At 61.1% G+C, this 26759-nt stretch carries 27 protein-coding genes; 13 read left to right on the top strand and 14 right to left on the bottom strand.

The features are described from left to right. Position 1 precedes the first annotated feature (1 nt). On the bottom strand, positions 2-256 hold the full coding sequence (locus E5221_RS13025; protein ID WP_024086880.1) for a hypothetical protein: 255 nt from the start codon (positions 254-256) through the stop codon (positions 2-4). A gap of 197 nt (positions 257-453) precedes the next feature. Here E5221_RS13025 and E5221_RS13020 point away from each other — a divergent pair, with 197 nt between their 5' ends. The 3 genes from E5221_RS13020 to E5221_RS13010 are packed head-to-tail and all read left to right on the top strand — an operon-like array spanning position 454 to position 3423. Then, entirely contained in the window at positions 454-1101 is a 648-nt protein-coding gene (locus E5221_RS13020; protein WP_247847604.1) for a BON domain-containing protein, read from the top strand. 27 nt (positions 1102-1128) lie between these two features. Continuing rightward, entirely contained in the window at positions 1129-2970 is a 1842-nt protein-coding gene (gene ftsH / locus E5221_RS13015; protein ID WP_046613744.1) for an ATP-dependent zinc metalloprotease FtsH, read from the top strand. 27 nt (positions 2971-2997) lie between these two features. Next, a complete protein-coding gene (locus E5221_RS13010; RefSeq protein ID WP_003256841.1) occupies positions 2998-3423 on the top strand; it encodes a potassium channel family protein in 426 nt (141 codons plus the stop codon). A 7-nt stretch (positions 3424-3430) separates the two neighbouring features. On the opposite strand, the gene E5221_RS13005 is transcribed toward E5221_RS13010, so the two are convergent. The 3 genes from E5221_RS13005 to E5221_RS12995 form a co-directional block, all read right to left on the bottom strand. Further along, positions 3431-5806 (bottom strand): phosphoketolase family protein, encoded by a 2376-nt coding sequence (locus E5221_RS13005; protein ID WP_182328769.1) that lies wholly within the window; start codon positions 5804-5806, stop codon positions 3431-3433. A 44-nt stretch (positions 5807-5850) separates the two neighbouring features. Continuing rightward, positions 5851-6315 (bottom strand): CBS domain-containing protein, encoded by a 465-nt coding sequence (locus E5221_RS13000; protein ID WP_003256840.1) that lies wholly within the window; start codon positions 6313-6315, stop codon positions 5851-5853. A 63-nt stretch (positions 6316-6378) separates the two neighbouring features. Further along, on the bottom strand, positions 6379-6939 hold the full coding sequence (locus tag E5221_RS12995) for an Hsp20/alpha crystallin family protein (RefSeq protein ID WP_247847603.1): 561 nt from the start codon (positions 6937-6939) through the stop codon (positions 6379-6381). Between the two features lie 194 nt (positions 6940-7133). Here E5221_RS12995 and E5221_RS12990 point away from each other — a divergent pair, with 194 nt between their 5' ends. Next, entirely contained in the window at positions 7134-7859 is a 726-nt protein-coding gene (locus E5221_RS12990; RefSeq protein ID WP_085719826.1) for a hypothetical protein, read from the top strand. On the opposite strand, the gene E5221_RS12985 is transcribed toward E5221_RS12990, so the two are convergent. Then, positions 7834-8565, bottom strand: coding sequence for a helix-turn-helix domain-containing protein (locus E5221_RS12985; RefSeq protein WP_247847602.1), 732 nt, complete (start codon positions 8563-8565; stop codon positions 7834-7836). The two genes, E5221_RS12990 and E5221_RS12985, sit on opposite strands and share 26 nt — an antisense overlap. A gap of 234 nt (positions 8566-8799) precedes the next feature. On the opposite strand from E5221_RS12985, the gene E5221_RS12980 reads away from it, so the two are divergent. From E5221_RS12980 to E5221_RS12970, 3 genes are all read left to right on the top strand, one after another. Next, on the top strand, positions 8800-9258 hold the full coding sequence (locus E5221_RS12980; RefSeq protein ID WP_182328766.1) for a hemerythrin domain-containing protein: 459 nt from the start codon (positions 8800-8802) through the stop codon (positions 9256-9258). Between the two features lie 57 nt (positions 9259-9315). Beyond that, on the top strand, positions 9316-9885 hold the full coding sequence (locus tag E5221_RS12975; RefSeq protein WP_015270127.1) for a GNAT family N-acetyltransferase: 570 nt from the start codon (positions 9316-9318) through the stop codon (positions 9883-9885). A gap of 95 nt (positions 9886-9980) precedes the next feature. Then, positions 9981-11348, top strand: a complete 1368-nt coding sequence (locus tag E5221_RS12970) for an erythromycin esterase family protein (protein ID WP_247847601.1) — start codon at positions 9981-9983, stop codon at positions 11346-11348. A gap of 45 nt (positions 11349-11393) precedes the next feature. On the opposite strand, the gene E5221_RS12965 is transcribed toward E5221_RS12970, so the two are convergent. The 4 genes from E5221_RS12965 to E5221_RS12950 all read right to left on the bottom strand — a co-directional run bounded on the left by E5221_RS12965 (position 11394) and on the right by E5221_RS12950 (position 15118). Then, entirely contained in the window at positions 11394-12107 is a 714-nt protein-coding gene (locus tag E5221_RS12965) for a phosphoribosyltransferase (RefSeq protein ID WP_003256832.1), read from the bottom strand. Positions 12108-12169: 62 nt separating this feature from the next. After that, positions 12170-12778: a hypothetical protein gene (locus E5221_RS12960; protein WP_247847738.1), complete on the bottom strand. Its 609-nt coding sequence runs from the start codon at positions 12776-12778 to the stop codon at positions 12170-12172. Between the two features lie 55 nt (positions 12779-12833). Beyond that, positions 12834-14201 carry an MBL fold metallo-hydrolase gene (locus tag E5221_RS12955; RefSeq protein WP_023661504.1) on the bottom strand — a complete coding sequence of 456 codons (1368 nt, stop codon included), beginning with the start codon at positions 14199-14201 and terminating at the stop codon, positions 12834-12836. Between the two features lie 2 nt (positions 14202-14203). Further along, on the bottom strand, positions 14204-15118 hold the full coding sequence (locus E5221_RS12950; protein WP_247847600.1) for a universal stress protein: 915 nt from the start codon (positions 15116-15118) through the stop codon (positions 14204-14206). A 186-nt stretch (positions 15119-15304) separates the two neighbouring features. Between E5221_RS12950 and E5221_RS12945 the strand changes: the two genes are divergently transcribed. After that, positions 15305-15853, top strand: coding sequence for a GNAT family N-acetyltransferase (locus E5221_RS12945; protein ID WP_247847599.1), 549 nt, complete (start codon positions 15305-15307; stop codon positions 15851-15853). Between the two features lie 27 nt (positions 15854-15880). Here E5221_RS12945 and E5221_RS12940 read toward each other — a convergent pair whose 3' ends face one another. Beyond that, the gene (locus E5221_RS12940; protein WP_047932520.1) at positions 15881-16807 is read right to left on the bottom strand and encodes a universal stress protein; all 927 of its coding nucleotides are present in this window, start codon (positions 16805-16807) and stop codon (positions 15881-15883) included. Positions 16808-17179: 372 nt separating this feature from the next. On the opposite strand from E5221_RS12940, the gene E5221_RS12935 reads away from it, so the two are divergent. Genes E5221_RS12935 through E5221_RS12925 form a run of 3 tightly spaced genes read left to right on the top strand, consistent with a single transcriptional unit; the run spans position 17180 to position 19475 of the window. After that, positions 17180-17428 (top strand): hypothetical protein, encoded by a 249-nt coding sequence (locus E5221_RS12935; protein ID WP_247847598.1) that lies wholly within the window; start codon positions 17180-17182, stop codon positions 17426-17428. Between the two features lie 2 nt (positions 17429-17430). After that, the gene (locus tag E5221_RS12930) at positions 17431-18252 is read left to right on the top strand and encodes a helix-turn-helix domain-containing protein (RefSeq protein WP_023661500.1); all 822 of its coding nucleotides are present in this window, start codon (positions 17431-17433) and stop codon (positions 18250-18252) included. Beyond that, on the top strand, positions 18237-19475 hold the full coding sequence (locus E5221_RS12925; RefSeq protein ID WP_247847597.1) for a DUF4010 domain-containing protein: 1239 nt from the start codon (positions 18237-18239) through the stop codon (positions 19473-19475). Before E5221_RS12930 ends, E5221_RS12925 begins: the two co-directional genes overlap by 16 nt. Positions 19476-19600: 125 nt before the next feature. On the opposite strand, the gene E5221_RS12920 is transcribed toward E5221_RS12925, so the two are convergent. Further along, on the bottom strand, positions 19601-21229 hold the full coding sequence (locus E5221_RS12920) for a mechanosensitive ion channel domain-containing protein (protein ID WP_247847737.1): 1629 nt from the start codon (positions 21227-21229) through the stop codon (positions 19601-19603). A 360-nt stretch (positions 21230-21589) separates the two neighbouring features. On the opposite strand from E5221_RS12920, the gene E5221_RS12915 reads away from it, so the two are divergent. Continuing rightward, positions 21590-22915 (top strand): SDR family oxidoreductase, encoded by a 1326-nt coding sequence (locus E5221_RS12915; protein ID WP_247847596.1) that lies wholly within the window; start codon positions 21590-21592, stop codon positions 22913-22915. 200 nt (positions 22916-23115) lie between these two features. Then, on the top strand, positions 23116-23334 hold the full coding sequence (locus tag E5221_RS12910) for a general stress protein (RefSeq protein ID WP_003256807.1): 219 nt from the start codon (positions 23116-23118) through the stop codon (positions 23332-23334). A 144-nt stretch (positions 23335-23478) separates the two neighbouring features. On the opposite strand, the gene hutH is transcribed toward E5221_RS12910, so the two are convergent. From hutH to E5221_RS12895, 3 genes are read right to left on the bottom strand one after another with little or no spacing between them, the layout of a single operon-like run. Further along, positions 23479-25002 (bottom strand): histidine ammonia-lyase, encoded by a 1524-nt coding sequence (gene hutH, locus E5221_RS12905; protein ID WP_247847595.1) that lies wholly within the window; start codon positions 25000-25002, stop codon positions 23479-23481. Between the two features lie 12 nt (positions 25003-25014). Next, positions 25015-25848, bottom strand: a complete 834-nt coding sequence (locus E5221_RS12900) for a glycine betaine/L-proline ABC transporter ATP-binding protein (protein WP_247847594.1) — start codon at positions 25846-25848, stop codon at positions 25015-25017. Next, a complete protein-coding gene (locus E5221_RS12895) occupies positions 25845-26696 on the bottom strand; it encodes a proline/glycine betaine ABC transporter permease (RefSeq protein ID WP_015270115.1) in 852 nt (283 codons plus the stop codon). The genes E5221_RS12900 and E5221_RS12895 overlap by 4 nt, the downstream gene beginning before the upstream one ends. Positions 26697-26759 lie beyond the last annotated feature (63 nt).

Here is a 26759-nt window from a genome sequence, read left to right as displayed (position 1 = left end):
GTCACTTGCGCTTGGCCTGCTGCAGCAACTGTTGGACCTGTTCCTGGGCCTGGGTCGCTCTGCGCAGTGCCTCGTTGGCGGTCTGCTCGACCAGGTCGATGCGGTAGCACACCTGGTCGGCCCGCAAACGGGCGGTAGCCGCGTTGTTCTCGGCCGACTCCAGGCGCGCGTCGTATTCTTCAGCGTGCCAAGGGGTACAGCCCGAAGCCGATGCCAGCAGCAGACTGGACAATCCGGCAAGCAGATAGCGTTGCATGTTGGTGCCCTCGCGCATGCCCAAGACACCCTCAGTATCGGCATCGCCACTCAGCGCAGCCTGACATTTATCAATCTCGCCCAGCGTGCGATAGCGCGCCGGTTTTGACCTTTGTCAATCACGTAATACCGCTGGGGGGTAGAAACATGGGCTGAGAACATCTCAGCCCACCTTTCCAATGGATAGCGGAGACCATCATGAACGACCTTGATTTGCGCGACCTGGTGCTCGAAGAGTTGGCGTTTCAACCTGACATCAATGCCGCCAGCATCGGTGTGACGGTGCAGGACGGTGTGGTCACACTGTCAGGCCATGTCAGCAGTTATGCCCAGAAGATCAGTGCCGAGCGCACCGTAAAAGCCATGAAAGGCGTGCGTGGGCTGGCCGAGGAAATCGAAGTCCGGCTGAACAAACTCGAAGGCACCGCCGACGATACCATTGCCAGCCGTGCCCTGAAGATCATCGCCTGGAGCTCGGATGCCAATGTCGAGGGCATCAAGGTCACCGTTCACAAAGGCACGGTGACCTTGGAAGGCGAACTGGACTGGCAATACCAGAAGGAAGTGATCGAACAGGAGGTGTGGCGTCTGTCGGGCGTGATCAGCGTGCAGAACCGCATCACTTTGAAGGCGCGGGCCGATGCCAGCGATATTCGCCACCACATCGAACAGGCACTCAAGCGCAGCGCCGAGATTCAGGCCGAAGGCATTCGCGTCACCGTCAACGGTGGTGTGGTCAGGCTGGAAGGCAAGGTGCATTTGCTTCGCGAACGGGAGTTGGTCGAGCGCGCCGCCTGGGCGGTGCCGGGCGTGAGCAAGGTCGAAGACTTTTTGTTGATCGCCTGACCCGGCTGCCCACCACGAGATATGGTCATGAACAAAGATCAGCCCTGGAAGCTGTACTTGCTGGCGATTGGGCTTTCCGTGCTCGCCGCCATTCAGTTCGGTCTATTCGACCGTGCGGCCGTGCAGACCATCTCCTATAGCCAGTTCCTGCAATTGCTGGAGCAGCAAAAGGTCAGCGACCTTCGGGTCGAACACGACCGTATCCTGGGCAAGCTGCAGGAACCCATCGCCGGCCGCTCGATGTTCTCCACGGTGCGGATCGACCCGCAACTGAGCGAGCAACTGGGCCGCACGGGCGTGACCTTCACCGGAGTTGCCGAGGACAGCAACCTGGCTGCCATGGTGGGTTGGCTCATGCCGCTGATAATGATGCTGGCGCTGTGGTTCTTCCTGTTTCGTGGGGTAACCGATAAACAAGGCCTGGGCGGTCTGATGGGTGTGGGGAAGTCGCGCGCCCGGGTCTACGTCGAGCGTGACATCAAGGTCACCTTCGCCGATGTGGCGGGCATAGACGACGTCAAGGGCGAACTCACCGAAGTGGTGTCCTTCCTCAAGAACCAGGCGTTCTATGCCCGTCTGGGGGCGCATGTGCCCAAGGGCACATTGCTGGTCGGCCCCCCGGGCACCGGCAAGACCCTGGTGGCCAAGGCGATCGCCGGCGAAGCGGCGGTACCCTTTTTCTCGATCTCCGGGTCCGAGTTCGTCGAGATGTTCGTCGGCGTGGGCGCGGCGCGGGTTCGCGACCTGTTCGACCAGGCCCGACGCGCCGCGCCCTGCATCATTTTCATCGACGAACTGGATGCCCTGGGCAAGATGCGTGGCATCGGCAGCCTGGGTGGCAATGACGAGAAGGAACAGACGCTCAATCAACTGCTGGCCGAACTGGATGGCTTCGACCCACGCGAAGGCGTCGTGCTGCTGGCGGCGACCAACCGCCCTGAGATACTGGACCCCGCGCTGCTGCGAGCCGGACGGTTCGACCGGCAGATCCTGATCGACCGGCCTGACCGCAAGGGTCGCCTGGCGATCCTCAAGGTGCACCTGCACAAGATCGTCTACAAGAACGATCTGGACTGCGAACGTATCGCCGACATCACCCCCGGCCTGACCGGCGCCGACCTGGCCAACCTGGTGAACGAGGCCGCCATCGTCGCCACCCGACGTGCCAGCCAATGGGTCGAGCTGCAGGACTTCACCGCTGCCGTCGAGCGCCTGGTGGCAGGCGTGGAGCGCAAGGGCAACGTGCTGCGCGACGATGAACGCCAGGTCGTGGCGTACCATGAGATGGGCCACGCGCTGGCCGCAAGCAGCCTGCCGGCGATGGACCCGGTGCATAAGGTGTCGATCATCCCCAGGGCCGCTGGCTCGCTGGGGTTCACCCTGCAACGGCCGACCGATGACCGCTACCTGATCAGCGCGCAGATGCTCCGCGACCGGATCGTCGTGCTGATGGCCGGGCGAGCCGCCGAAAGCCTGGTATTCGGCCAGGTGTCCACCGGGGCTGCCGACGACCTGGGACGCGCCACCGACATCGCCCGCCAGCTGATCACCCGCTTCGGCATGAGCACGGAACTGGGCCAGGCAGTGCTGGAGCGCCAACAGGCCAGTTACCTGGGCGAATCGTTGTTGCGCCAGGAGCGCAAGGACTACTCAGAGCAGACCGCGCGCGAAATCGACCTGGGTATTCGAGGCCTGCTGGAAGACGCTTACGCCCGTGCCCGGACCTTGCTCGAGCAACGACGCGCCGACCTGGACACTGGGGCACGCCTGTTGTTGGCCAGGGAAACCATCACCCCGGAAGAATTCCCGGCGCTGCTGCCGGTGGCCAAGGACCCTGCCACCTATAATCTGGTCGATGCGGCCAAATGACACTCCGATCCAGTCCGAGTACCGACCATGCTCACCGTCACATTGATCAACATGCTGGTGGTGATCCTGGTGGTGATCATCCACTACGAATGCCTACTGCGCCTGAACGACTGGCTACCGCGGCTGAAACTGTGGAGCCGATTCCGGATCGTCGCAGGCGTATTCGGCGCGCTGCTGGCTCATGCGCTGGAGGTCTGGTGTTTCGCCCTGGTGTATTACCTGATGATTCACGCCGAAGGCTGGGGCACGCTCAGTGGCAACTTCGACGGCAGCTTCCTGGATTGCGTGTACTTTTCCTTCACCACCTACACCACGATAGGCTTTGGCGACATCGCGCCTAACGGCCATCTGAAGTACCTCACCGGCCTGCAAGCGTTGACAGGCCTGGTGCTGATCACCTGGACCGCGTCGTTCCTGTTCCTCGAAATGCAGAAATACTGGAAAGCCAAATAGCGCCTGTTCAGGCGTCTGGGTGTGGCGTCCAGTGCCATTGCGCAACCTCAGGCATGTCTTCGCCATGCTCGATGAGGTACAGCTTGTGCCTTTCCATGGTCGACCAGTAGCGGGTTCGCGCCTGCTCCACCTGCGCTCGCAGGCGAGGCACGCGTTCGAACACATCGAGAACCAGCTGGTAGCGGTCGAGGTTGTTGATGACTGCCATGTCGAACGGCGTGGTGGTTGCCCCTTCTTCACGGAAACCATGCACATGGAAGCGCTGCGGGTTGGCACGCTTGTAGATCAGGCGGTGAATCAGGGCAGGATAACCATGGAAGGCGAAGATCACCGGCTGCTCTTCGGTAAACAGCGCGTTGAAGTCACTGTCGGGCAACCCGTGCGGATGCTGTTGCGGTGATTGCAGTGCCATCAGGTCAACCACGTTCACCACCCTCACCCGCAGATCGCCAACGTAATCACGAAGCAGGGTCACGGCCGCCAACACTTCCAGCGTCGGCACATCGCCTGCGCAGGCGAGGACCACCTCCGGCAGGTCATCGTCATGGCTGGCCCATGCCCAACGCCCGATGCCGGCCTGGCAATGCAGATTCGCCGCCTGCCCATCCAGCCACTGCCATTCCAGCTGTTTTCCGACAACGATCACATTGATGTAGTCACGGCTGCGCAAGCAATGGTCAGCCACGGACAACAGGCAGTTGGCGTCCGGTGGCAGGTAGATGCGCGCAAGATCGGCCTTCTTGTTCGCCATAAGGTCGAGGAAACCTGGGTCTTGGTGCGAGAAGCCGTTGTGGTCCTGGCGCCAGACATGCGAAGTCAGGAGGATGTTCAGCGAGGCGATCGGCTTGCGCCAAGGCACTTCGGCGGCGGTCTTGAGCCATTTGGCATGCTGGTTGATCATCGAATCGACGATATGAATGAATGCTTCATAGCAGGAAAACAGGCCGTGCCGACCGGTCAACAGGTAGCCTTCCAGCCAACCTTCGCATATATGTTCGCTGAGTATCTCCATTACCCTGCCGTCTGGCCCGAGGTGGTTATCTTCGACGCCGTGGGGATCCAGCCAGACCTTGCTGGTCGCCTCGAACACGGCGTCCAGCCGGTTGGACGCCGTCTCGTCAGGCCCGAACAGGCGGAAATCGCGGGACACCAGGCTGTTCTTCATGACGTCACGCAAGTAACTGCCAAGAATCCGGGTCGCCTCTGCACGCACCTGTCCAGGTGCGTCCATCTTCACGCTGTAATCGCTGAAGCGCGGAAGGTCGAGCGCCCGCAACAGCAGCCCGCCATTGGCATGAGGGTTTGCGCTCATGCGCCGCCGTCCGGTCGGGACCAGTGCGGCCAGTTCCGGCAACAACGAGCCCTGGGCATCGAACAGCTCATGAGGGCGGTAGCTTTCCAGCCATTGCTGCAATTGCTGCAAGTGCAGCGGCTTGCGAAGATCACCCAGGGGCAGTTGGTGGGAGCGCCAGGTCCCTTCTACCCGCTGCCCATCGACGAATTTCGGCCCCGTCCAGCCTTTGGGGGTGCGCAATACCAGCATTGGCCACAACGGCCGGTCGATGGCTACGCCCGATTCGGTGTGCCGGGCAAGGCGCTGGATCTGGCAGATTTTCTCGTAGATCACATCAAGCGTCCTGGCCAACGCCCGATGAACCTCCATCGGTTCGTCGCCCTCGACAAAATAGGGGTCATAGCCATAGCCATACATCAGGCTGGTCAGCTCGTCCTCGCTGATCCGCGCCAGCACCGTCGGGTTGGCGATCTTGTAGCCGTTCAGATGCAGGATCGGCAGTACCGCACCGTCGCGCGCGGCATTGAGGAACTTGTTGCAATGCCAACTTGCCGCCAGCGCGCCGGTTTCCGCTTCGCCGTCGCCTATGACGCAGGCCACGATCAACTGCGGGTTATCCAGGGCAGCGCCATAGGCATGGACCAGGGCATAGCCAAGCTCGCCACCCTCGTGCAGAGAACCCGGGACATGCGGGCCGACATGGCTGCCAATGCCATACGGCCATGAAAACTGACGAAACAACCGTGCCATCCCCTGCGCATTGCGTTCTATCGCAGGGTTCAGCTCGGTATAGGTACCATCCAGATACGCCTGGGCAACCATGGCCGGGCCGCCATGGCCAGGGCCGGTGACGAAGAGCATGTTGAGATCGTAATGGCGGATCAGCCGGTTCAGATGGGTGTAGATCAGGTTCAGCCCCGGCGATGTGCCCCAGTGCCCCAGCAACCGAGGCTTGATGTCGGCCAACTTCAGCGGGGTGGCCAGCAAGGGGTTGCCTTGGAGATAGATCTGGCCAACGGTAAGGTAGTTCGCGGCCCGCCAGTAGGCATCCAGCCATTCGAGTTCCTCGGTACCTGGATAATCGTTCATGATCGCCCTCTCTGTCGATGGCGCGCACGCGTATGTGTACGCGTTCAGATATCCCCGGCGCGGATATCTTCTTCCCGTCGGCTCTGCTGACGGATCAGCAAGGTCAGCTCGTGCAGGTGGTCGGCCAACAGCCCCACCAGGTCGTCTGCAGTGACAATGCCGACCAACAGGCCAAAGTCATCGACCACCGGGATCCGCCTGATGTTGGCCCGTCGCATGTTCAGAATCACATCGAACAGGTCTTCATTCTGGTTTGCGGTAATCAATGGGCGTGGCAGGACATCGATGGCCTGGAGGTCTTCCTGGTCAGGAGGGTTGCAGGCGATGATCCTCAGCGCAAGGTCACGGTCGGTGATCAGGCCGATAGGCCGGTAACGGTCTCGATCGACAGGCTCGGCCAGCACCAGGTCACCGACGTGGTACCGACTCATCATCCGCGCTGCGGCGAAGATCGAAATGCTGGGGAGCGCAGTGACCACATCCCGGTTGCAGTATTTGCCGATGGACATGATGTTTCACCTTTTTGGAATGCGAAGACGGAGCGTCCCTGCTCCTGAAATCGGTCAGGTCAATCACTTGCTGCTTTTGATAGGAATCACTTTCTCAGGGTGAATCGCTTCTGCACGCTTGGGCAGATGCACCAGCAGCACGCCCTTGGCGAACTGTGCATTAATCTTTTCCGCATCTACTTCACGGGGTAGCTGGAAAACCCGCTCGAAGCTGCCGTAGTGCCGCTCTGACAAGTGGTACTCCTTGCGTTTTTCGTCAACCTCTTCCTGCTTCTCGCCGCGGATCACAACGTTGCCATTGACCAGCTTGATCTCGATGTCCTTGTCGTCCACACCAGGCAGTTCGGCGCTGATGCGAAACTCATCGGCCAGTTCGCTGATATCCATCGCCGGCATGCCATGGCTGAACAGTTCACGCCGCCAGAATGGCTCGACATCGAACGGGGTATGGCTGAACGGCATGCGCAATGGCCGGCGACCGAAATCGTCGAACAGGCTGTCGATCTGACGCCGCAACTGCTGGAATGGGCGCCACAGGTCCGATGGCTCGGTACTTGGCAGCGTAGCCTTGGCAGGTTGGGTGGTTGCGGAAGTGACAGGTACTTTCTTCGCTGTTTCGGACATGGCGACCTCCTCTAATGAGTAATGCCTCCCTGGGAGACGCCTCGATATTGCGCTGGCAGGCAAGCACCCGTTTGACCTTTATCAATCAGGATGCGGCCACCATCCTCTGTCAGTTTGATCCTGATCAAAGTGTTGCCATCGCAGGGGCTTAGCTTATATGGAACGTGGCCCGCCCAAACCTGTTCGAGGCGCATATGGACCAGGATGACAGTGAGTGTGTCCGTTTGCTGGAAACATTGCCGGGGCCCGGCATACAGTACCTTCGCCTGATGCTGTGCAACCCGCAACGCAGCGAGGCGATGCCAGGCCAGTATTGCCAACTGACGAATCAAACCCAGCGCTGGACCTGCAACTACATCAGCATGCCTGGCGCAGCAGGTCGGTTCATTGTCGCCACCCGCAGCGTCCTGGCATTGAAGGTCGGAGATCTGCTCGAGTACTCAGGCCCTCTGGGCAGCGCATGGCCGGTGCCCTTGCAGAGTGTGCGACTGCTGGCTATCACTCACGGTGAGGGGGTTTTGGCGCTACTTTGCACACTGGATGAGGTTCGCTGTTGGCTACCTTGGGTAGAGGTGAGGCTGTTGCACGAAAGCTTTGAGCAGGAGCACCTGCCCGCTGAATGTAAGCCATGGATCTCAGCGTTTACCTCGGTGCCGCGCAACAGCAGAAGCGTTTGGAGTCAACTGACTGAACAGCTGGAGGATTTCAAGCCGGACACTGTCTACTGCTGCGCGCCATCCTTGGTGGCAAGGCATGCCGCGCGCATCTGTTGGCAAAAAGGGGTCCCGATACAGCGTATCTGGTTGCGGGCAGACCATGTGTCGCGTCCATCCTGGAATTGTCAATTTCCTCTGAATGGGCCTGTGCAACGTTATGACAGGATTCTCGAGGCCCTCAATTCGGCTCCTCCATCCGACTGAGCTTGAGCAGGCCTTGTTGATCGATGAGTCGGACTTCCCGGCCAACGCATTGCAGGAGCCCAGCCTGATTGAACCGGCTGAACAGCCGGGAGACAGTTTCCAGGGTAAGGTCCAGGTAGTTTGCGATATCTCCTCGCGACATGGGCAGATTAAGGACGTCTGCACGCAAACCTCTTTCTTGATAACGCGCCGCCATGCCCAACAGGAAAAGCGAAAGGCGCTGCTCGGCTCGCCCGTGGCAGCAGCGCAGGTGTTCGTCCTTGCCTTGAATACCCAGGCTGAGCATGTGCAACAGTTGATAGCGCAATCCGGGTATCTGCCCCGACAGATCAACCAACTGGTCCAGCCGGATCGAGCAGACCAGCGAAACGTCCAGCGCCAATGCATAGCTCCGATAATGACTTGCCCCGATAGCGTCCAGCCCCAAGATTTCGCCCGGCAGAACGAAGCCGGTGACCCGCTCGTTGCCCTCGGAATCAATCAGAAAATTCTTGATGACCCCTGAGCGCAGGGCAAACACATGCCCCATGGGCTCATCGGCCTTGAACAGATACTCGCCCCTCTTCAAAGGGCGGTTACGGCGAATGATACGCTCCAGCTTTTCCACTTCATCGACGCTTAGGCTGGCGGGCAGGCAAAGTCGGCTCAAAGAGCACGCAAGGCACTTTACCTGGGGCTTTATACCCATATCTTCAGGGCCTGACATGACGATGTCTCCGCTTTTTCTTGCGGGCTCTATAAACGCTAGCCGCTTCGCCCGAAGTTTCTGAGGCAACTGACCAAGGGTCATGGCTGTGCCCCACTAAAGCTTGATCAAGATCAAGTCAGGCCAGTGCGCTGCCCTCATGCTCGACTTAGATAGCCTTCAACCCGTGTTCCTGTCTGAAGGCCCCTGGGCCTTATAAATCTGCATTGTCTGGTAACGTGAAGAGGATGTGTCATGAATACCTTACTGAACGAACTTCACGCCTATCATCATGACATGGCCAATAAGATAAGCCAGATCAGGAAGTTGCTGAAAAAGCTAAAGCATGAACCCGATGCCACTGATGACTGTAAGCTTTTGTTCGAAATGTTGGAGGCCTTGCACAGCAATGCAGAGCGGCACCACCATGAGAATGAAGAAAGCATACGGCGAGCCTTGCTGGCCACGGAGGCGCCGATCCACCCGCGGATCCTGGATATCGAGCGAGATCACCAGGCATTTGCGCGCATTGCTGGGCAATTGAAGACATTAGCGGCTACGGCAAAAGACACGAAAGTAATCGCTGACACTGTCGATGACTATATCGAGAAATATTACGACCACATGGAATCGGAGGAAAACATATTCTTTCCAGCTGCAGACAAATGGCTCTCAAACAGTCAATGGCTGGAAATAAAACATCAATGGCATTAACTGGAGTGCAAATTCAAGCGCCCAACCGCCCCATCTCAATCACACGAGGATACTGCCATGGCTTCTGCTGATACTTCCCGTCAACATACCGCCCCCTCGTTTCCCAAGCCTGCGGGCGAACATTGGATCGAAGCCCTCGACAATGGCACCCATGTACTGATCAGGCCGCTGCAAGCCAAGGACCGGGAGCGCGAGAGGGCCTTCATCGAACGGCTGTCACCGCAGTCGCGGCATTTTCGCTTCCTGTGCCAGATCAAAGAGCCCGGTGAGGCGATGCTCGACCAGTTGATGGCGGTCGACCAGGACCGACAAGCGGCTTATGTCGCCCTCGCCCATGTGGACGGCGAGCTGCAGGAGGTGGGCATATCGCGTTATGCCGCCATTGCCGGCAAGGATGAATGCGAATGCGCCGTGACAGTACTCGACAGCTGGCAGCACCATGGCCTGGGCCGCCTGTTGCTCAAGCACCTGACCGATCATGCCCGGGCAAAGGGCCTGCGGCAGATGTACTCGATCGACTCAGCCGCCAACCTGGCGATGCGCGACCTGGCCAAGGCGGCAGGATTCACCACCACTACCGATCCGGATGATCCGGCCCAGGTCATCCATCGCCTCAATCTGACCTGAAGCGCCGCTGCGCCAGCGCCTGGGGCAGCCACCGTGCTGCCCCGCCCGCTGCAAACCCCACGACCTCCGGCCCTATCCGCACGAGGAGGGTATCCATGAACGGTAATTCGCGGAAACTGATGGAAAAGCTCTACGGCAAGCAATACCAGGTCGACAGCGCTGAGATCGCCCCCCTGCTGCATCAATTCGCCGAACCCTTGCCTGACCTGGACTCCCCCGCTTTCGCTGCGCTGTTCGACCGCTACGCCGACGCCCGTGTGGTGATGCTGGGCGAGGCAAGCCATGGCACCAGCGAGTTCTATCGCGCCCGCGCGGCAATTACCCGCCGGTTGATCGAACAGCACGGCTTCAACATCGTGGCCGTCGAAGCCGACTGGCCGGATGCCGGGCACGTCGACCAGTACGTGCGGGGCTTGGCCCATTCGGCATGGAAGCGCCATATTTTCAGCCGTTTCCCAACCTGGATGTGGCGCAACAGCGAGGTCAAGGCATTCGCCCACTGGCTGCATGGACACAATCGCCTGCTGGCCGTCGAGCGCCGCGTGGAGTTCAGAGGCCTGGACGTCTACAGCCTGCGCAACTCCATCCATGAAGTGCTGGCCTTTCTGGACCGGGCAGATCCGCACCTGGCCCGCGAAGCGCGCCACCGTTATGGTTGCCTGACGCCCTGGCAGGATGACCCGGCCCTGTACGGCCACTTCGTCGAGCGCGGTGGCGTCATGCCGTGCGAGCAGCCTGTGGTAGAACAACTGAATGTGATGCTGGCCGAACAGCTGTCGGGCCTGATCCGCAATGACGAAGCGTTCTTCAATGCCACCCAGAACGCACGGGTGATCATCGCTGCGGAGCAATATTACCGCGCGATCTATCGAGGCTCGACCGCCTCCTGGAATCTGCGCGACCGGCATATGTTCGATACCCTGCGCGCACTGCTGGAACATCGCGGGCCACACGCCAAAGCCGTGGTCTGGGCACACAATTCCCACATCGGCAACGCAGATGCCACGGAAATGGGTTGGAAAGGCCAGTTCAACATCGGCCAACTGTGCCGTAAAGCCTTTGGCCAGGAGGCTGTGCTGATCGGCATGACTACTGACCGCGGTCAAGTGGCCGCCGCCAGTGACTGGGATGGCGACATGCTGATCAAGGACGTCCGCCCTTCGCGGTCGGACAGCTGGGAGCACCAGTTCCGCCTGGCAGGCGTACCGGCTTCTTTGACCGACTGGCGAGACCCTCAGCGCAAGGAGTTGCGTCGCATCTTGTCCATGCCACTGCTCGAGCGCGCGATCGGCGTCATCTACCGACCGGAAAGCGAACGGCTGAGCCATTACTTCGAAGCAGTGCTGGCCGAGCAATTCAATGCCATGCTCTGGATCGAACAGACCCAGCCGGTCAACGCCCTGCCACTACCGAAACAACAGCACCTCGAACCGGAAGACGAAACCTATCCGTTCGGTGTCTGAATATCCGGCCTGCAAGCCTCAAGAGAAGAGGCTTGGGGGCCGCGACTAGCGAGCATGGTCATCTTCAGCCTCCCCGGCACGCGCCCTGGAGGACTCCGCGAGCCCGGCCTTGTCCATCAGCGCGATGACTTCTTCGTCCGACGTCTGGGGAAAGTCCTGGTACCAGTAGCCGACCGAAACCATCCGCTCAGGCACCAGCGGGCAGACCACCTCGTCTACTTCGCCCCACATGGCCTCCAGCGTTTCCGGTGGCGCGACTGGCACCGCGACCACGATACGCAAAGGGGACAACGCTCGTGTCGCCTGAATGGCCGCCATCATCGAGGCCCCGGTTGCCAGGCCATCATCAACCAGGATTACGGTCTGGTCCTTGAGCCGAAGCGGTGGTCGGGTACCTCGATAGGCGCGCTCACGACGTATCAGTTCCTGGGTTTCCCTGGCAACCACGCTTTCCAGCAAGGTGCGATCGACCGGGTAAGCCCGCAGTGCATCGTCGTTGAGAATCTTCACCCCGCCCCCGGCGATCGCACCCATGGCATATTCAGGGTGCGACGGTATTCCAAGCTTGCGCACTACCAGCAGGTCAAGGCGAACCTTGAGGGCGGTAGCGACCTCGTAAGCCACCGGCACACCGCCTCGTGGCAAGGCGAGCACGATCACATCAGCCCGTCCGGCATATCGGCTCAACGACGCCACCAGGCAGCGACCGGCTTCAGCACGGTCGGGGTACAGGGTGCGACGAGCAAGATCATGCGACATGGAAACCTCCCGCGCCACATCGGGCGCCTGTCGTTTCAGCTACTGGCAAGCACTACCGCCATTCAAGGCAGCATCGCCCGGGCCTCTTCAGGCAGCAGGTCGAACTGCTCGAGGCAGCGCTGTTCATCGTCTGCCGTCAACGCCTTGTATGCGCTCACTTCCCGCATCGGCGTTTCGAACAAGGCCAGGCGTATCACCCCATTACGGTCCAGAAACGTTTGCGCCAGGCAGGTACACACCGGCTTGCCGACCAATGCCGTGAGCTTTTCATCCTCAGGGGTGTTCACCCGGGCCTGCAGGCTGTCTGTGCAATTCTCCACGATTCGGTCCACCGAGCGCCCCGCCAGCCAAACCGTGCCGCCAGCGAGCAACGTCAGGAACAGCAACATGCCCAAGAGCACGTTCGACTCCTGGGTGACCGAGCGCAGGAAGGCAAGCCGAGCCTGCCAGCCCGTGGCCTGGCCGTTGAATATGGTCTTGCCTACCGTGCGTTTCACGCCACGCTGCACCACCCACCCCAACGCCACGCACAGGGCGAGCAAGGCCAGCAGCATAAGTGGATGTTGCATCGGCAGGCGCCAGTTCGGGTTCAACGACCGGTAGGCAGCGACCACGACGAGCAGTGCGAAGATTGCCACGATAAACCCCAGGCTACCCCGTGGCCGATGCATCCAGGCCCGGAGTTTCGCCCTTGCTTGTGTATCCATGACAGCCTCCCGGCCCAGGCTAGCGCACTGGGTCAATAGCAACCGTTTCGTGGTACTCGGGTACGTATACCTGCCAACCGAGCTCGATGCTGATCCGCCGCCGCAACGTGTCGGCGGCGTGCGGCTCACCATGGATGACATAGGTCTGGCGTGGCGGGCGGGCGAAACCGCGCAACCACTCCATGATCTCGTCGGCATCGGCGTGCGCAGAGAGATTATCCATCGCATGCACCTGGGCCCGGATAGGCACGTCTTCACCGTGCAGGCGGACACTGCGCGCACCCGCGACGATGTCGGCGCCGCGCGTACCTCCGGCCTGGAAACCAGAGAACAGAATGCTGTTGCGCGGGTTGGGGGCCAGTGCCTTGAGATGGTGCAAGACACGTCCACCGGTCGCCATGCCACTGGCGGCGATAATGACCGCGGGCTCACGCAGCTGATCCAGATGCCGGGACTCATCGACGGTACGGATGATATGCGTGCCCCTGCACATTTCGGCGCATTCCGCCAACGTCAGGCGATGCTCGCTCCGGAACTGCTGGTAAAGGGTGGTTGCGTCTGTGGCCATCGGGCTGTTGAGGTAGACCGGAATGTCGGGTATCAGGCCATCGCGCTTGAGCTTGTACAGGTAATACATCAGCAACTGGGCCCGGCCAACCGCGAATGAGGGCACCAAGGTGATGCCGTGGCGCAGGAGAGTCTGGTTGATGACCTGGGCCAGAAACTGCTCGGTCGATTCGCTTGGATGCTGGCGATCGCCATAGGTGGACTCCACCAGCAGCACGTCTGCCGTCCTGATCAGTTCCGGCGCGCGCATGATCGGGTCTTGTGGCCGGCCCAGGTCGCCAGAGAAGACCAAGGTCTGGCCGTCGACCTTGATCTGTACCGTCGCCGCGCCGAGTATGTGCCCAGCCGTGCGCAACAGCAGCTCCATCCCCGGCGCAATCATGGTCGGGTGATGCAACTCCACAGGGCGCAACAATGCCAAGGCACGCTTTGCATCCTGTTCGGTGTAAAGCGGGCGTGCCGGCGAATGCTTCGAGTAGCCGTGCCGGTTGGCATGCTCTGCCTGCTCTTCTTGCAGCCGGGCACTGTCGAGCAACAGGATTTCGGCCAAGGCACAGGTGGCCGGTGTTGCGTAGATCGGCCCGGTATAGCCTTCCTTGGCGAGCACCGGAAGATAACCGCTGTGGTCGAGGTGGGCGTGGGTCAGCACCACGGCATCGAGCGCGCGCAGCGCCGCCGATAACGGTTCCCAGTTGCGCAGGCGCAGTTGCTTGTAGCCTTGGAACAGCCCACAGTCGATCAGCACGCGGCTGCTGTCGCGGGTCAACAGGAACTTGCTGCCCGTCACGGTCCCGGTACCACCGAGGAATGTCAGTTGCATGGCTAGGGCTCCAAGGTTTCGGCCGCTTGAGGGTGAACCGCAAGGACGCTGCACGGCGGGCGGCTGACGATGCGTTCAGTGGTGTCGCCGAGCAGTTTGTCCAGGCCCTTTGGCTGCACGACGCCCATGACCACCGCGTCGATATCCAGCGCAGCGACTTGCTCGCGAATCACCTGAACCGGGCCACCTTCCAGGAAGTGGCGGCAATCGGCCGGGACCCCCTCGGCATCCGCCAAGGTGTCGAACGGCTCCTTCAAGGCATTGCGCATCTCATCGATCCACGCCTGGGTAACGTTCATGTCCGAGGCGAACACGCCCGCCAGGTTGTAGGCCGAGAGCAGGTGCAGCTGTGCATCACATTGCAGTGCCAGCGCCTGCGCGGCACGAATCAGCCTGCGGTTGAAGGACGCCTGGTCCTCGGGAGTTTCGCTGAAGGAGGTGTCCACGGCGACCAGCACGCGCCGGGGCAGCGACACCGCCGCCTCCGGTACGAAGTGCGTGATGCCCTTCAAGCCCCGCATCAACGCGCAATCCAGGGGCGTGCTGAACAGGCGCACCATGGTTGGCGTCACTTCGCTGTCCTTGATGACCATATCGGGGTGCAGTTCGCTGATGTAGTCGATGGCCTGGCTGCGGATGTCATCTGCCTGCAAGGTGTCGACCGTCAGAGCGATGCCGCTGCCACGGTGACGCTCGACCAACCCCGCCAGCCGCAAACCGTAGTGGTCGAACTGACGCTGGATATCGGCCTCGTTCAATCGCTCTTCGCGCAGCAGGTGCTCCTGCGTCGGTTCGAACAAGCCCAGTACATGCACACTGGCACCACTGACATGCGCCAGGGCCAGGGCCCGGCGCAGCGCGGCCGAATGCGGATCGAGCTCGGTGAGCAGCACCAGCAGTTGTCGATATTGACCCATGGCGAACCTCCGGGCTTGCGCGGCTGGCGTGATGATGTAGGCGATTGTCCGAAAGCAGGCCTGTTCGCGCTTGATGCAGATCAGAAAACCACCATCCGAGCCGGAACTTGACGATTGTCAGAACCGGCGCCGCCCAGCACGGTACAACAGCTCTGGCAAGCATCGACCAGGTGACCGGGAGGCGACATGAACAGGCAGCAGACTGAAAAGCCAGACGCGTGCGAGCATTGGATCGAAAAGCTTTCTGATGGCTCTGCCGTACTGATCCGCCCCCTGCGCGAGGAAGACCGCGAAAGGGACCGCCGCTTTCTCAGCACGATCGCCTACGAGGCCCGGCGTTTCCGCTTCATTGCCGGGCTCTGTGGCGGTGTGCCGAACCTGGATGCGCAGCATATGCCGGTGGATCATCACCAGTGCGAAGCCTACGTTGCCCTGGTCCATGCAGATGGCCAGTTGCGCCAGATCGGGGTCAGCCGGTATGCCAGTGTTCCCGGCAGCCTCCAGTGCGAATGCGCGGTAGCCGTAAATGAAGAATGGCAACGCAAGGGGCTGGGCCGGCTGCTGATGCAGCACCTGATCGCGGCCGCGAAGCGCAATGGCTTCCACTGCATGATCTCCAGGGACCTGGCGAACAACTACGCCATGCACCGGCTGACCAAGACCTTGGGGTTCACCTCCCGCTACCTGGGTGGCGATGTCAGCGAAATCCTTCACGAGCTCGACCTTCACGCCTGAAAGCAAGGCCCTTTCGGGCCTTGTCTCTCAGCCTTGGGAATGCTCTGGTGATATCACCAGCACGCTGCTGGACAACCGATGCAATACCCGCTCCGCAGTACTACCGATGAACCAGCCAATGCCGCGATGGTGGTAACTGCCCATGACCAGCACATCGATATCATTGTTCTCCATGAACAGCGCCAGCACCTTGGCCGGGTCTCCCAGCCGCAGGTGGCGGTGTTCGGCGGCGATACCGTTGCGTTCGGCCAGTGCCTGGAATGCCTCGCTTTGCGCCTCGTGCAACGTCTGGGCGAGGTTGGAGTCGAACAGAAACGAATGCTCGCGGCTGCCACCTGAGTCCAGGTACATGGACCCCAGGTCGTAGGCATATAGCAGTTCGATCTGGGCGTTGCACTGTAATGCCAGTTTCAGCGCTTCACTGATGATCTGGTCGTTGAACCCCTCAAACTGGTCCTCGGGGCGGGACAGGTCCACGGCAGCCAGAATCTTGCGCGGCAGCGCGTGGCTGGCCTGATGCACCAGGTGCAGGGGGATGCGGGTTTCCCGCAGCAACTGAATGTCGAGCGAGGTGAACATCGCCCGCGCCCACCAGGGCTCATGCTCGAAGGCCTTGATCAGCATGGCGAACGGCTGCTCGCGCAGGTGGACGAGGATCTCGTCCAGCGGATGCTGCACCCATACCACTTCGGTGGTGACCGTGACCCCGTTACGGCGCATCGAAAGCGCTTGGGTTTCAAGCCATCCACGGTGTTGCTGTACATAACCTTCACGCATCACAGCCAGTGCCTGGTCGTTGACCAGGCCCGCCGTGGCAAGGCCTTCGAGATAGTCGAAAGCAACGATATGCAGGGCCATGCCCTTGGCCTTGGCCAGCGCAGCCGCACGGTCGTAGACCGGGGTGCGCCGCATCAGCGGCGAGGCGATCAGCAGGAGTCTTTGCGGGTTGTCCATGGCGCACCTCAGCGGTTGGGAAGTGTTCCTGGATCATCCATCACCCGCACCTGGCGGATTTGATGTTTATCAACTGAACCACTGGGCGGACAAACGGCAACGCCCGCTGCGCGGAAATTTGATGCTGGTCAAAGCTCCTGGCCGTTAACGGAGCAATCTGACCCCACACCAACAACAATCATCGAATGCCCCGGAGGCGTGCCATGGCGCTCATGAAAACCATCGAACGTCGCCTATGGTCGTTCGCCAACCAGCGCGATAGTGCGATGAAAATCGCCATCACGCCCTGAACACCCCTGTTGCCGGCAGGGATGCCTTCGTTTTCGCATGGATTTGCAGTTGGTTTGCTCATGCATGCTTTTGGAGGCTTCCATGAACATCTACGTCGAAAATAGCCCTCAGCAGAACCGCTGGTGGGTCCGCATGGACGACTGCCGGGTGAGCTTCGTTACGTCCGCCGAAGCGCAAGCCTTTGTCGACCGGTTGAATGCGCGCCTCAACGCGCCCCACTCGCGGGACATGCTCGCCGACTGGTCACCACGCCCAGGTATGGGCAGCGTTGGCAAAACCAATGCAGGGATGGTAGCCCAGGCAGGTCTCCGATGCGCGAAGGAGGCCTGAAAATGACTGGCCTACTGAAAGTGACCTTGCTCGACCAACCTGCAGCGTCGAGCCCGGCAACACCGATTCACCTGAAACCGCTGACGACCCTTTGCACAGAGTGCCGTGTCAGCGGGCTGTGCCTGCCCACCGGTCTGCCCGTGCATGACAACAGTTGCCTGGGCGCACTGATCGGCCCGCGCATGCGAATTCGCAAAGGCGCCGCGCTGTTCAACGCCAACGATCCGCTGACGACGCTTTATGCCGTGCGCTGTGGCAGCTTCAAGACCAGCCTGAACAGCGCCGAAGGCCAGGGAGTGGTGATCAATTTCTGGATGCCGGGCGATGTACTTGGGCTCGACGCCATCGCCACCGAACATCACGTATGCGATGCCATTGCCCTGGAAGACAGCGAGGTGTGCCCTGTCCCCTATCGCCGGCTGCAGGCATTGGCGCGTGACTTTCCCGTCCTGCAGCAAAGCCTGAACCGTTTGATGAGCCGAGAAATCGTGCGTGAGCATGAGCGGGTGCTGATGCTGTGCAACCTCACCGCCGAACAGCGCCTGGCAAGCTTCCTGGTTGGGTTGTCACAGCGCTTCGTCAGCCGCGGTTACTCTGCCCACGGTTTCATGCTGCGCATGTCCCGGGAAGACATGGCTTCGTACCTGGGCCTGCGCCTGGAAACCGTGTGTCGCTCGGTCGCCCGCTTGCGCGCGCTGGGCATCGTCAGCATGCGTGGCAGGCTTGTCGAGATACTCGATTTGCCAGCCTTGATAGCCCTCGAGCAAGGCAGCGCGGAAGTCACCCCCAAGGACACCCCGAAGGCGCCATGCTCGACGCGGTGAATGTCAGCCACGGTGCCGTCGCGCTGGGCATCGGCATGCTGGTGGGGCTTGAGCGCGAGCGCAAGAAAGGCCGCAATGAAGATCATGCCGCTGCTGGCCTTAGGACCTTCGCCATCACCGCCCTGCTGGGCTACGTCAGCATGTTGCTGGCCGGGCCGGTGCTGGTCGGGGTCGCCAGCCTGGGCCTGGTTCTGATGTTGTGTATGCATTACCGCAAACACGCCGACAAAGACCCTGAAGTCACCAGCGAAATCGCCCTGCTACTGGTGCTGACGCTGGGCGCACTGAGCCTTGACGAGCCAGAACTTGCCACGGCGGTCGGCGTGGTGCTGACCGTGCTGCTGGCACTGCGCCGCGAGCTGCACCATTTCGTGCTCCAGCAGCTGAGCGAGGAAGAGCTGCGCGATGGTTTGATGCTGCTGACGGTAGCGCTGGTGGTGCTACCGTTGACACCGGACAGGTTCATGGGGCCGTATGGCGCACTCAACCCTCGCACCATCTGTACGCTGGTCGTCCTGCTGATGACCGTCGGTGCACTGGGGCATATCGCCTTGCGTCTGGTGGGCCCACGCTACGGCTTGCCCCTGAGCGCGATCGCCTCAGGTTTCGCCTCCGGCACGGCAACCATTGCGCTGCTTGCCCATGAGGCACGTCGGCAAGTCACAGCCGTGAGGCCCTTGGCCGCCGCTGCCATACTGTCGAACCTCGCCAGCATCGCGCAATTCGCCCTGGTGCTAGGCATCGTCGACCGACACCTGTTGAAGCCTTTCGTGGCCTCGATCGGGCTCGGTACCGTGGGTACGGTGGTTTACGGCACTTTGTTGCTTGCGCCCTGGCGCAGCGACCAAGGCACGTCAACAGCGCATCAGGGCGATGGTGCCTTCGATCTCTTCACAGCCCTGATCATCACCGTCGCGCTGACCGGAATCGCCTTGTTCTGTGCATTTCTACTTCACCATCTGGGCCACAACGGGGTCAGTATCGCGGCCTTCATCAGCGGATTGGCCGATGCTCACGTAGCGACAGCGTCGGTCGCCTCACTGGTCGTTGCCGGTAGACTCGGTGTAGATGGCCTGGTAGTACCCGGTTTACTGGCATTGACCGGCAATACATTGACCAAATGTATTCTGTCCCTCGGTAGCGGCGGCTGCAGCTTCGGGAGATACCTTGTTCCCGGCCAACTGGTCATCCTCGGCGCAATGTGGCTGGGGCTTTTGATATGAGGTTGTATCAGCAACCTGAAGAGGCGTGCCCGCAACGAAGCCGGCCAGGAAGGCAACGGCCTGGCCAACGCGGGTTCGGGAGCACCGTCGGCAGCATGGCGACCCCGTGATCGCCGGTTATGACGCTATTCCCCCTGCTGGCCAACATCAGGTTTCCGCGCAGGTGCCGTGAACCAGCGCTCGTGCGGCACCCACTTTTCCTGCGCGGGGTCGCCCAGGTAATGCGGCGACATGATCTGCACCCCGTACTCGTTGAACACATCCTGAATGTTGCCGTGCAACAGGCTCAGCAGTTCTGCCCGAGGCCGTGGCTCACTCGGCACCGCCTGCGCCACCAGGCGATACTCGGGGTAGAAATCCGAAAGCCCGGTCTGAAACACCTGCGGCCTGGGTTTTTCCAGTATGCCGTCGGTACGCTTGGCCGCCTCCACCAGCATCGCCTCCACTTGGCGCCACGGCGTGTCGTAACCGATGGTGACCACAGTATCGACGATGTAGCCCTGCCCCTGTACAACACGTGAAAAATTGCGTGTCACCGAGCCGGTGATCATCGAGTTGGGCAAGGTCAACACTTCGCCCAGTCCAGTGCGGATCGTGGTGTTGAACATGCCGACTTCGGTCACCGTGCCCTCGTGGTCACCTACCCGCACATACTCGCCAGCCTTCAAGGTGCGTGAATAGGTCAGGATCAGGCCCGCTGCCGCCTGCCCGACAATGCTGGAGGCGCCGAGAGAAATCATCAGCCCAAGCAGCACCGACAGCCCCTTGAAGGCGTCGGTGCCGGAACCCGGCAGGTACGGGTACGCCATCACCAGGGCGAACAGCCAGATGGCAAGCGAGGTCAGGCGTGTGGTTGGCTGCAGGGTTTCCTCGGTCAGCCACTTGAGGGTGCCCGGCCGGGCCATGCGCTCCAGCAGGCGCCGACTGAAGCCACTGATACCGCGGGCGATGAAAAAAATGATGATGGCCACGGCGATGCCGGGAATTGCCTGCAAAATGCCGTCGAGCATATAACGTAACAGGTCGATCAAGTGGACGTTGAGGCTTTCCCCCCAAGGCCGGGTGTAGGGGAATTGCGACAGCACGAAGCTCAGCCACTGGTAGCTCAGCAACAGTACTACGCCCCAGTGCAGCAGCCGCAACAGGCGTTCGATCACGGTGTAGACCAGCTGCATGTCCAACAGTGGCATCTGCCCGAGCCGTATCTGCCGGGCGCGCTCGCGCATCAGCTGCGGCAACAGGCCTTGGAGCCTGCGCCGAGCCAGGTTGGTGCCCTTGATGAGCACCACGTAGATCAACGTGGCCACCACCGAGTAGCCTGCTGCCTTGAGCAGAAAGCGCAGGCTGCGGGCCTGACCGGTCTCGTCGACCACCAGGCGCAGCATAGCGGCTGCCTGCTCGGCGGCTTCGCGAGTATCGCCACCGGCCAGGCCCAGGTCCTGCGGCGCAATGATGAAGGCACGCCGCTCTCCCAATAGCACCAGGTGGCTATTCAGGATGGGGTCGACGCTGACCTTCAGCTCATCAGTCCCGCGCAATGCCTCTTCGATCACGGCTGTGGCCCGTTGCACCCGCGCCGCCGGCGTTTCCCCCAGCAAGGTGGCGTGGAAGATGAAGATGCTGCGATTGGCGATGGTCAGCTCGGCCGGTTCACCGGGTACGCCATCTGTGGCACTGCCTGCAACGTCGATACCGTGCCCGGCCAAGGGCTGCAGGGTGAAAAGAATCAACAGCAGGCAATAAAGGCGCTTCATCATGAAATCCCCGGGCCCCTATGGCGAAAACCATGCAGGTAGTGATAGCACAGCGTTTACTGCCCAGGGCCGAGGAACCAGCGGAAATACGGGCGCGGCGGTTCAGGACATCATCCAGTGACACACGGATGCAGCGAAGCACCGTTTGGTACCACCGGACTTGTTGGTCTGAACTTTGCCGTCCGCCCTGGCTTCCCCTGAATATCCAACACGCAAAGATGCGCCTGCCGGGCAGGTGCCAACGAGCGCTTTGGTATCCGGAGCGTGGCTGGCCCGCGCGGCGTCAAGCGCACCGGGCCTGCTTCTGACTAGCACAGCAAAGGCTGGCATTTCCGAGGTCCAACTACAGGGGTTCGCAAAATGATCGATCAAGCGACAGGTATGAAACCAGGTGAACGCTATCGCGTGGAAAACGTGGAGCGGGCTCATCAATTCCCTGGCTTCTTTCAAGACGGGAAGTATTATCTCGGCCCTGAGCTTTTGACCGCCGTGGGGTGGATCGAAGGCACGCGCTTCATCTACGACAGCGTGGATGCCGAGGGTGAACCCGTGTTTCCGAACCGTGAGGCTGGCACGATTGAAGGGCTGAGGTTGACCCTGGTCGATGGCACCGCTCTTGAGCTTTCTCGGATCGAGGCCAGCGAAACGATCGCGCCACTTGACGACCACAAGAAATCTGGCACAGAACAGGAAGCGCCCCGCGGGGGCGTTCAGAGCAGAGGGCCACTGCGCGGCAAAGTCGTGGTGATCACTGGTGCTTCCAGCGGTATCGGCCGGGCCGCCGCGCACGCATTTGCCTGCAAGGGTGCTCGCCTGGTGCTCGCTGCGCGCGATGAAGAGGCGTTGTTCGAGGTACTGGATGAATGCACCGACTGCGGTACCGATGCCATAGCAATCACGACCGACGTCACCCACAACGACCAGGTGCAAGCGCTGGCCGCACAGGCAGCAGAGTTCGGCCACGGGCGAATCGATATCTGGATCAACAACGCAGGCGTTGGGGCGGTCGGCAATTTCGAGGAAACACCGCTGGAGGCCCACGAGCAGGTCATTCAGACCGACCTGATGGGTTACCTGCGCGGTGCGTTCGTAGCCCTCCCCCTCTTCAAAGCCCAGGGCAGCGGCATCCTGATCAACACGCTGTCACTGGGCAGCTGGGTGGCCCAACCCTATGCAGCCGCGTACTCGGCGAGCAAGTTCGGCTTGCGTGGCCTGACCGAGGCGCTGCGGGGGGAATTGACGGAGTTTCCCGATATCCATGTTTGCGATATCTATCCGGCCGTCATGGACACACCGGGCTTCCGAGACGGCGGCAACTACACAGGCCATGCGCTGACGCCTCCGGGCCCTGTATATGATCCCGAACTTGTGGCGAAGGCCATGGTGGCCTGTGCAATCTCACCACGCGCTCACACCACGGTCGGTGCCACGGCCCGCCTGGCGCATCTGGCCAGTTACCTGGTACCAGGCCTGCCTCTGTTATCGGGGTGGCTGACGCGTCGCGGGATAAACCGCAGCCCGAAAGCCGAAACATCATCAGGCAACCTCTTTGAGCCGCCGAGTGGCAGGAGGAGTATCGACGGGGGTTGGAGGAAGTCAAAAGACAAGACGCCACTACTGATCGGCGCAGCGGCGCTTGGAATGATCGTAGGTTTTGCAATCACCCATTCACGACGCAGGAGCTGAACGACCGTGCCGTCAAAGTCGATGCAAGCCCGATCCTTCCCAAAGGTTGGCGAACAAAGCTCTGCTGCACCACAGGCGCCCGCACGGGTTCTTTCGCGCAACCCGTCGGGCCGAGCAAAATGCAGTAGAGCAAACGCCCCTCTGCCTGACGTCAGAGTTGAACACAGACTTTCCTGTGTGACGACATGAGGTGAAAGATCATGGCTGACAACCAAAGCAATCGTGGCCACCAAGGTGGTACCGCCCAGAACAATCCAGGCAATTTTGCCAATGACCGTGAGAAGGCGTCGGAGGCAGGTCGCAAAGGCGGACAAAGCTCTGGGGGCAATTTTGCCAACGACAGAGAACGCGCCTCCGAGGCTGGACGTAAAGGCGGACAGAACAGCCACGGCGGCGGTCGTGGCAGCGAAAATCGCTAACTTGAAATGAGCTCGGCCAGGGTGCATGGCACCCTGGCCTTTTTTCTGAATATTGGTCGTTCACAATCAAGGGGGCATTTGCCCCCCCCGATTGCACAGGTCCTGCCCCTCACGAGCCGAAGCCATGAGTGGCCCTTGCATCGGTCATAGCAGCTCGGGGAATGCAGCGCCAAGCAGGCCCGGATCCTTCAGGATCGATGCACTGCTGGCGATATCCGGGGCCAACCAACGGTCCTGGGCGTACGCCGGGACCCGTTCGCGCAGCAACCGCCAGGCAACGCTGGTACCCGCGCCAAAGCGCTGCTCCTTGAGGAACTCGAATGCCTGGGCCGCCAACAGGTATTCGATGGCGAGTATCTGCGTGCAGTTCTCCAGGGCGCGGTGCAGCTTCAACCCGGCATTGGTGCCCATGCTCAGATGGTCCTCCTGCAGGCCGGAGGTGACGTAGTTGTCGACGACTGCCGGTTGTGCCAGCTGACGGTTTTCTGCACACAGTGAAGCAGCCACGTACTGGACAATCATCATCCCCGAATTAACTCCCGGCTGGCTGACCAGGAAAGCCGGCAAGCCGCTGACCAACGGGTTGATCAGGCGATCGAGACGACGCTCGGCAATCGCCCCGATCTCGGCCACCGCGATGGCCAGCAAGTCAGCCGCCATGGCCACCGACTGGCCGTGCGGATTCGCCTGGGAAACTACCCGATACGACTCGGGCGTACCCAGCAGCATAGGGTTGTCGGTGGTGGAGTTGAGTTCGGTTTCGATCTGCCGCGCAGCGTGTTCCAGCTGATCGCGCGCGGCGCCATGAACCTGCGGAATCGAGCGAATGCTCAACGCGTCCTGGGTGCGAATGCCTTGGCTGCTGGCGATGATTTCGCTGCCGTCGAGCAGGCGCCGCAGGTTACTGCCCACGCGCTGCATGCCGGGGTGCGGTTTCATCGCGATGATTTCAGGGTCGAAGGCATCGAGCTGGCCGCGCAGTGCCTCGAAGCTCATGGCGCTGATAACGTCCGCCCATTGGCTCAACCGCGTGGCATCGTCCAGGGACAGGCAGCTCAGGCCGGTCATGCAAGGGGTACCGTTGACCAGGCACAGGCCATCCTTGGCACCCAGTTTGACCGGCGCCAGGCCGACCTCGGCCAAGGCCTGCTGCGCCGGCATGATCTGGCCGCGATAGCTGACCTGGCCGACGCCCAGCAAGCTGATGCTGATATGCGCCATGTGGGTCAGGTACCCCACCGACCCCTGCTTCGGCACCTGCGGCGTGATGCGCTGGTTGAGCAAGGTCAGCAGCGCCTCGACCACCTTGCGCTGCAGGCCGGAACGGCCCTGGCAGAAATTGATGATCGCTGCGCACATTATCGCCCGGGTCTGTTCGTCCGACAGCGCCGTACCCACGCCACAGGCATGGCTGAGCAAGGTGTTGTGCGACAGCTGGCTGAGTTGTTCGTCCTGCAACGAGACATTGCACAAGGCGCCAAGCCCGGTGTTGACGCCATAGGCGCGGTCACCGCTGGAAACGATGCGCTGGACAATCGCCTGGGCGTTCTCGATCCGTGCCCAGGCCGATGGGGCCAGCTCAAGCTTCGCGCCATGCCGGGCCACTGCCACCACGTCCTGCCAACGCACTGGCGCGTCGGCGATGATGATTCTTTCGGCAAACGACATACACCCGGTTCCTTAAAGCGAAGCTACGCGACGCTGCACGAAACGATCTACATATTCGTCCGCAGGCTGGTAGAGGATTTCTTTCGGCGTGCCGACCTGCACCAGGCGACCGTCCTTGAGAATGGCAATCCGGTTGCCGATGCGCACCGCCTCGTCCAGGTCGTGGGTGATGAAGACGATGGTCTTGTGCAGTGTCTTCTGCAGCTCCAGCAACTGGTCCTGCATTTCGGCGCGATTCAGTGGGTCGAGCGCACTGAAGGCTTCGTCCATCAGGATGATGTCGGTGTCGGCTGCCAGGGCGCGGGCCAGGCCGACGCGCTGACGCATGCCGCCCGACAACTGGTGCGGGTACGACTTTTCGTAACCCTTGAGGCCCACGGTGTTGATCCAGTGCAGGGCACGCTCTGCACACCTGGCCTTGCTCTCGCCACGGACTTTCAGGCCGTAGGCGACGTTGTCCAGCACGGTGCGGTGCGGCAACAGGCCGAAGCTCTGGAATACCATGCTGATCTTGTGCCGGCGGAATTCGCGCAGGGCGTCCATGTCGTACTGCAGAATGTCTTCGCCATCGACCAGGATCTGGCCGCTGGTCGGGTCGATCAGGCGGTTGAAGTGGCGCACCAGGGTCGACTTGCCCGAGCCCGACAGCCCCATGATCACGAAGATCTCGCCGCTGCCGATGGACAACGAGAGATCGTTGACCCCGACCACGCAGCCGGTTTCGGCCAGGACCTGATCCTTGGCTTTTTGCTGGCGGATCAGTTTCAGGGCATCTTCGGCGCGAGCACCGAATATCTTGAAGACATTCTTGACTTCGATCTTGTTCATTGTCTGTTTGGCGCTCATTTGCCCACCCCATGCCGTGGTCGGCCATAGGCCTGGGTAATACGGTCGATCACGACCGCCAGAATCACGATGGCCAGGCCCGCTTCGAGGCCGCGGCCCACATTCAGGGTCTGGATGCCGACCAGGACGTCTTCACCCAGGCCACGGGCACCGATCATCGAGGCAATGACCACCATCGACAGTGCCATCATGGTGGTCTGGTTGATGCCGGCCATGATGCTCGGCAACGCCAGTGGCAGCTGCACGCCGAACAGTTGTTGCATGCGATTGGCACCGAAAGCGTTGATCGCCTCCATGACCTCGCCATCCACCTGGCGAATGCCCAGGTCGGTCAGGCGAATCAACGGCGGCGCGGCATAGATGACGGTGGCGAAGATCGCCGGCACCTTGCCCAGGCCGAACAGCATCAGTACCGGGATCAGGTACACGAAGCTGGGCATGGTCTGCATGATGTCGAGCAGCGGCATCAACACCGCCCGAAGACGATCGTTGCGCGCCGACAGCACACCCAGCGGAATGCCGACCAGGACCGATATCAGCGTTGCGACCAGCATCAGCGCCAGGGTCTGCATCAGCTTGTCCCAGAGGCCGACCGCGCCGACCAGGAACAGCAAGCCGACGATCACGGCAGTGGTCACGACTTTACGGGTGGCGTGCCAGGCGATACCGGCGACGATGGCCAGCATCAGCCACCAGGGTACTGCGCGCAGCAGGCCTTCGAGGTTGACGATGGCCCACAGCAGGGTGTCGGAGATGTGCCGGAACACGTCACCGTAGTTGGTTACAAGCGCATCGACCCAGCCATTGACCCAGTCGGCAATGGAAAACGTGAAGTTCTTGGGAAACATGGAATTCTCTCGAGCAAGTGCATGAAACGGACTGTCGCGTGCCTTGTCCGGCAGGAGCCGGAC

The organism is Pseudomonas sp. A2 (genome assembly GCF_023100865.1).
In the GTDB taxonomy this organism is placed as follows: Bacteria; Pseudomonadota; Gammaproteobacteria; order Pseudomonadales; family Pseudomonadaceae; genus Aquipseudomonas; species Aquipseudomonas asiatica.
The sequence above is the reverse complement of the archived record's forward strand: the minus strand, read 5'-3'. Positions and strand labels throughout refer to the sequence as shown.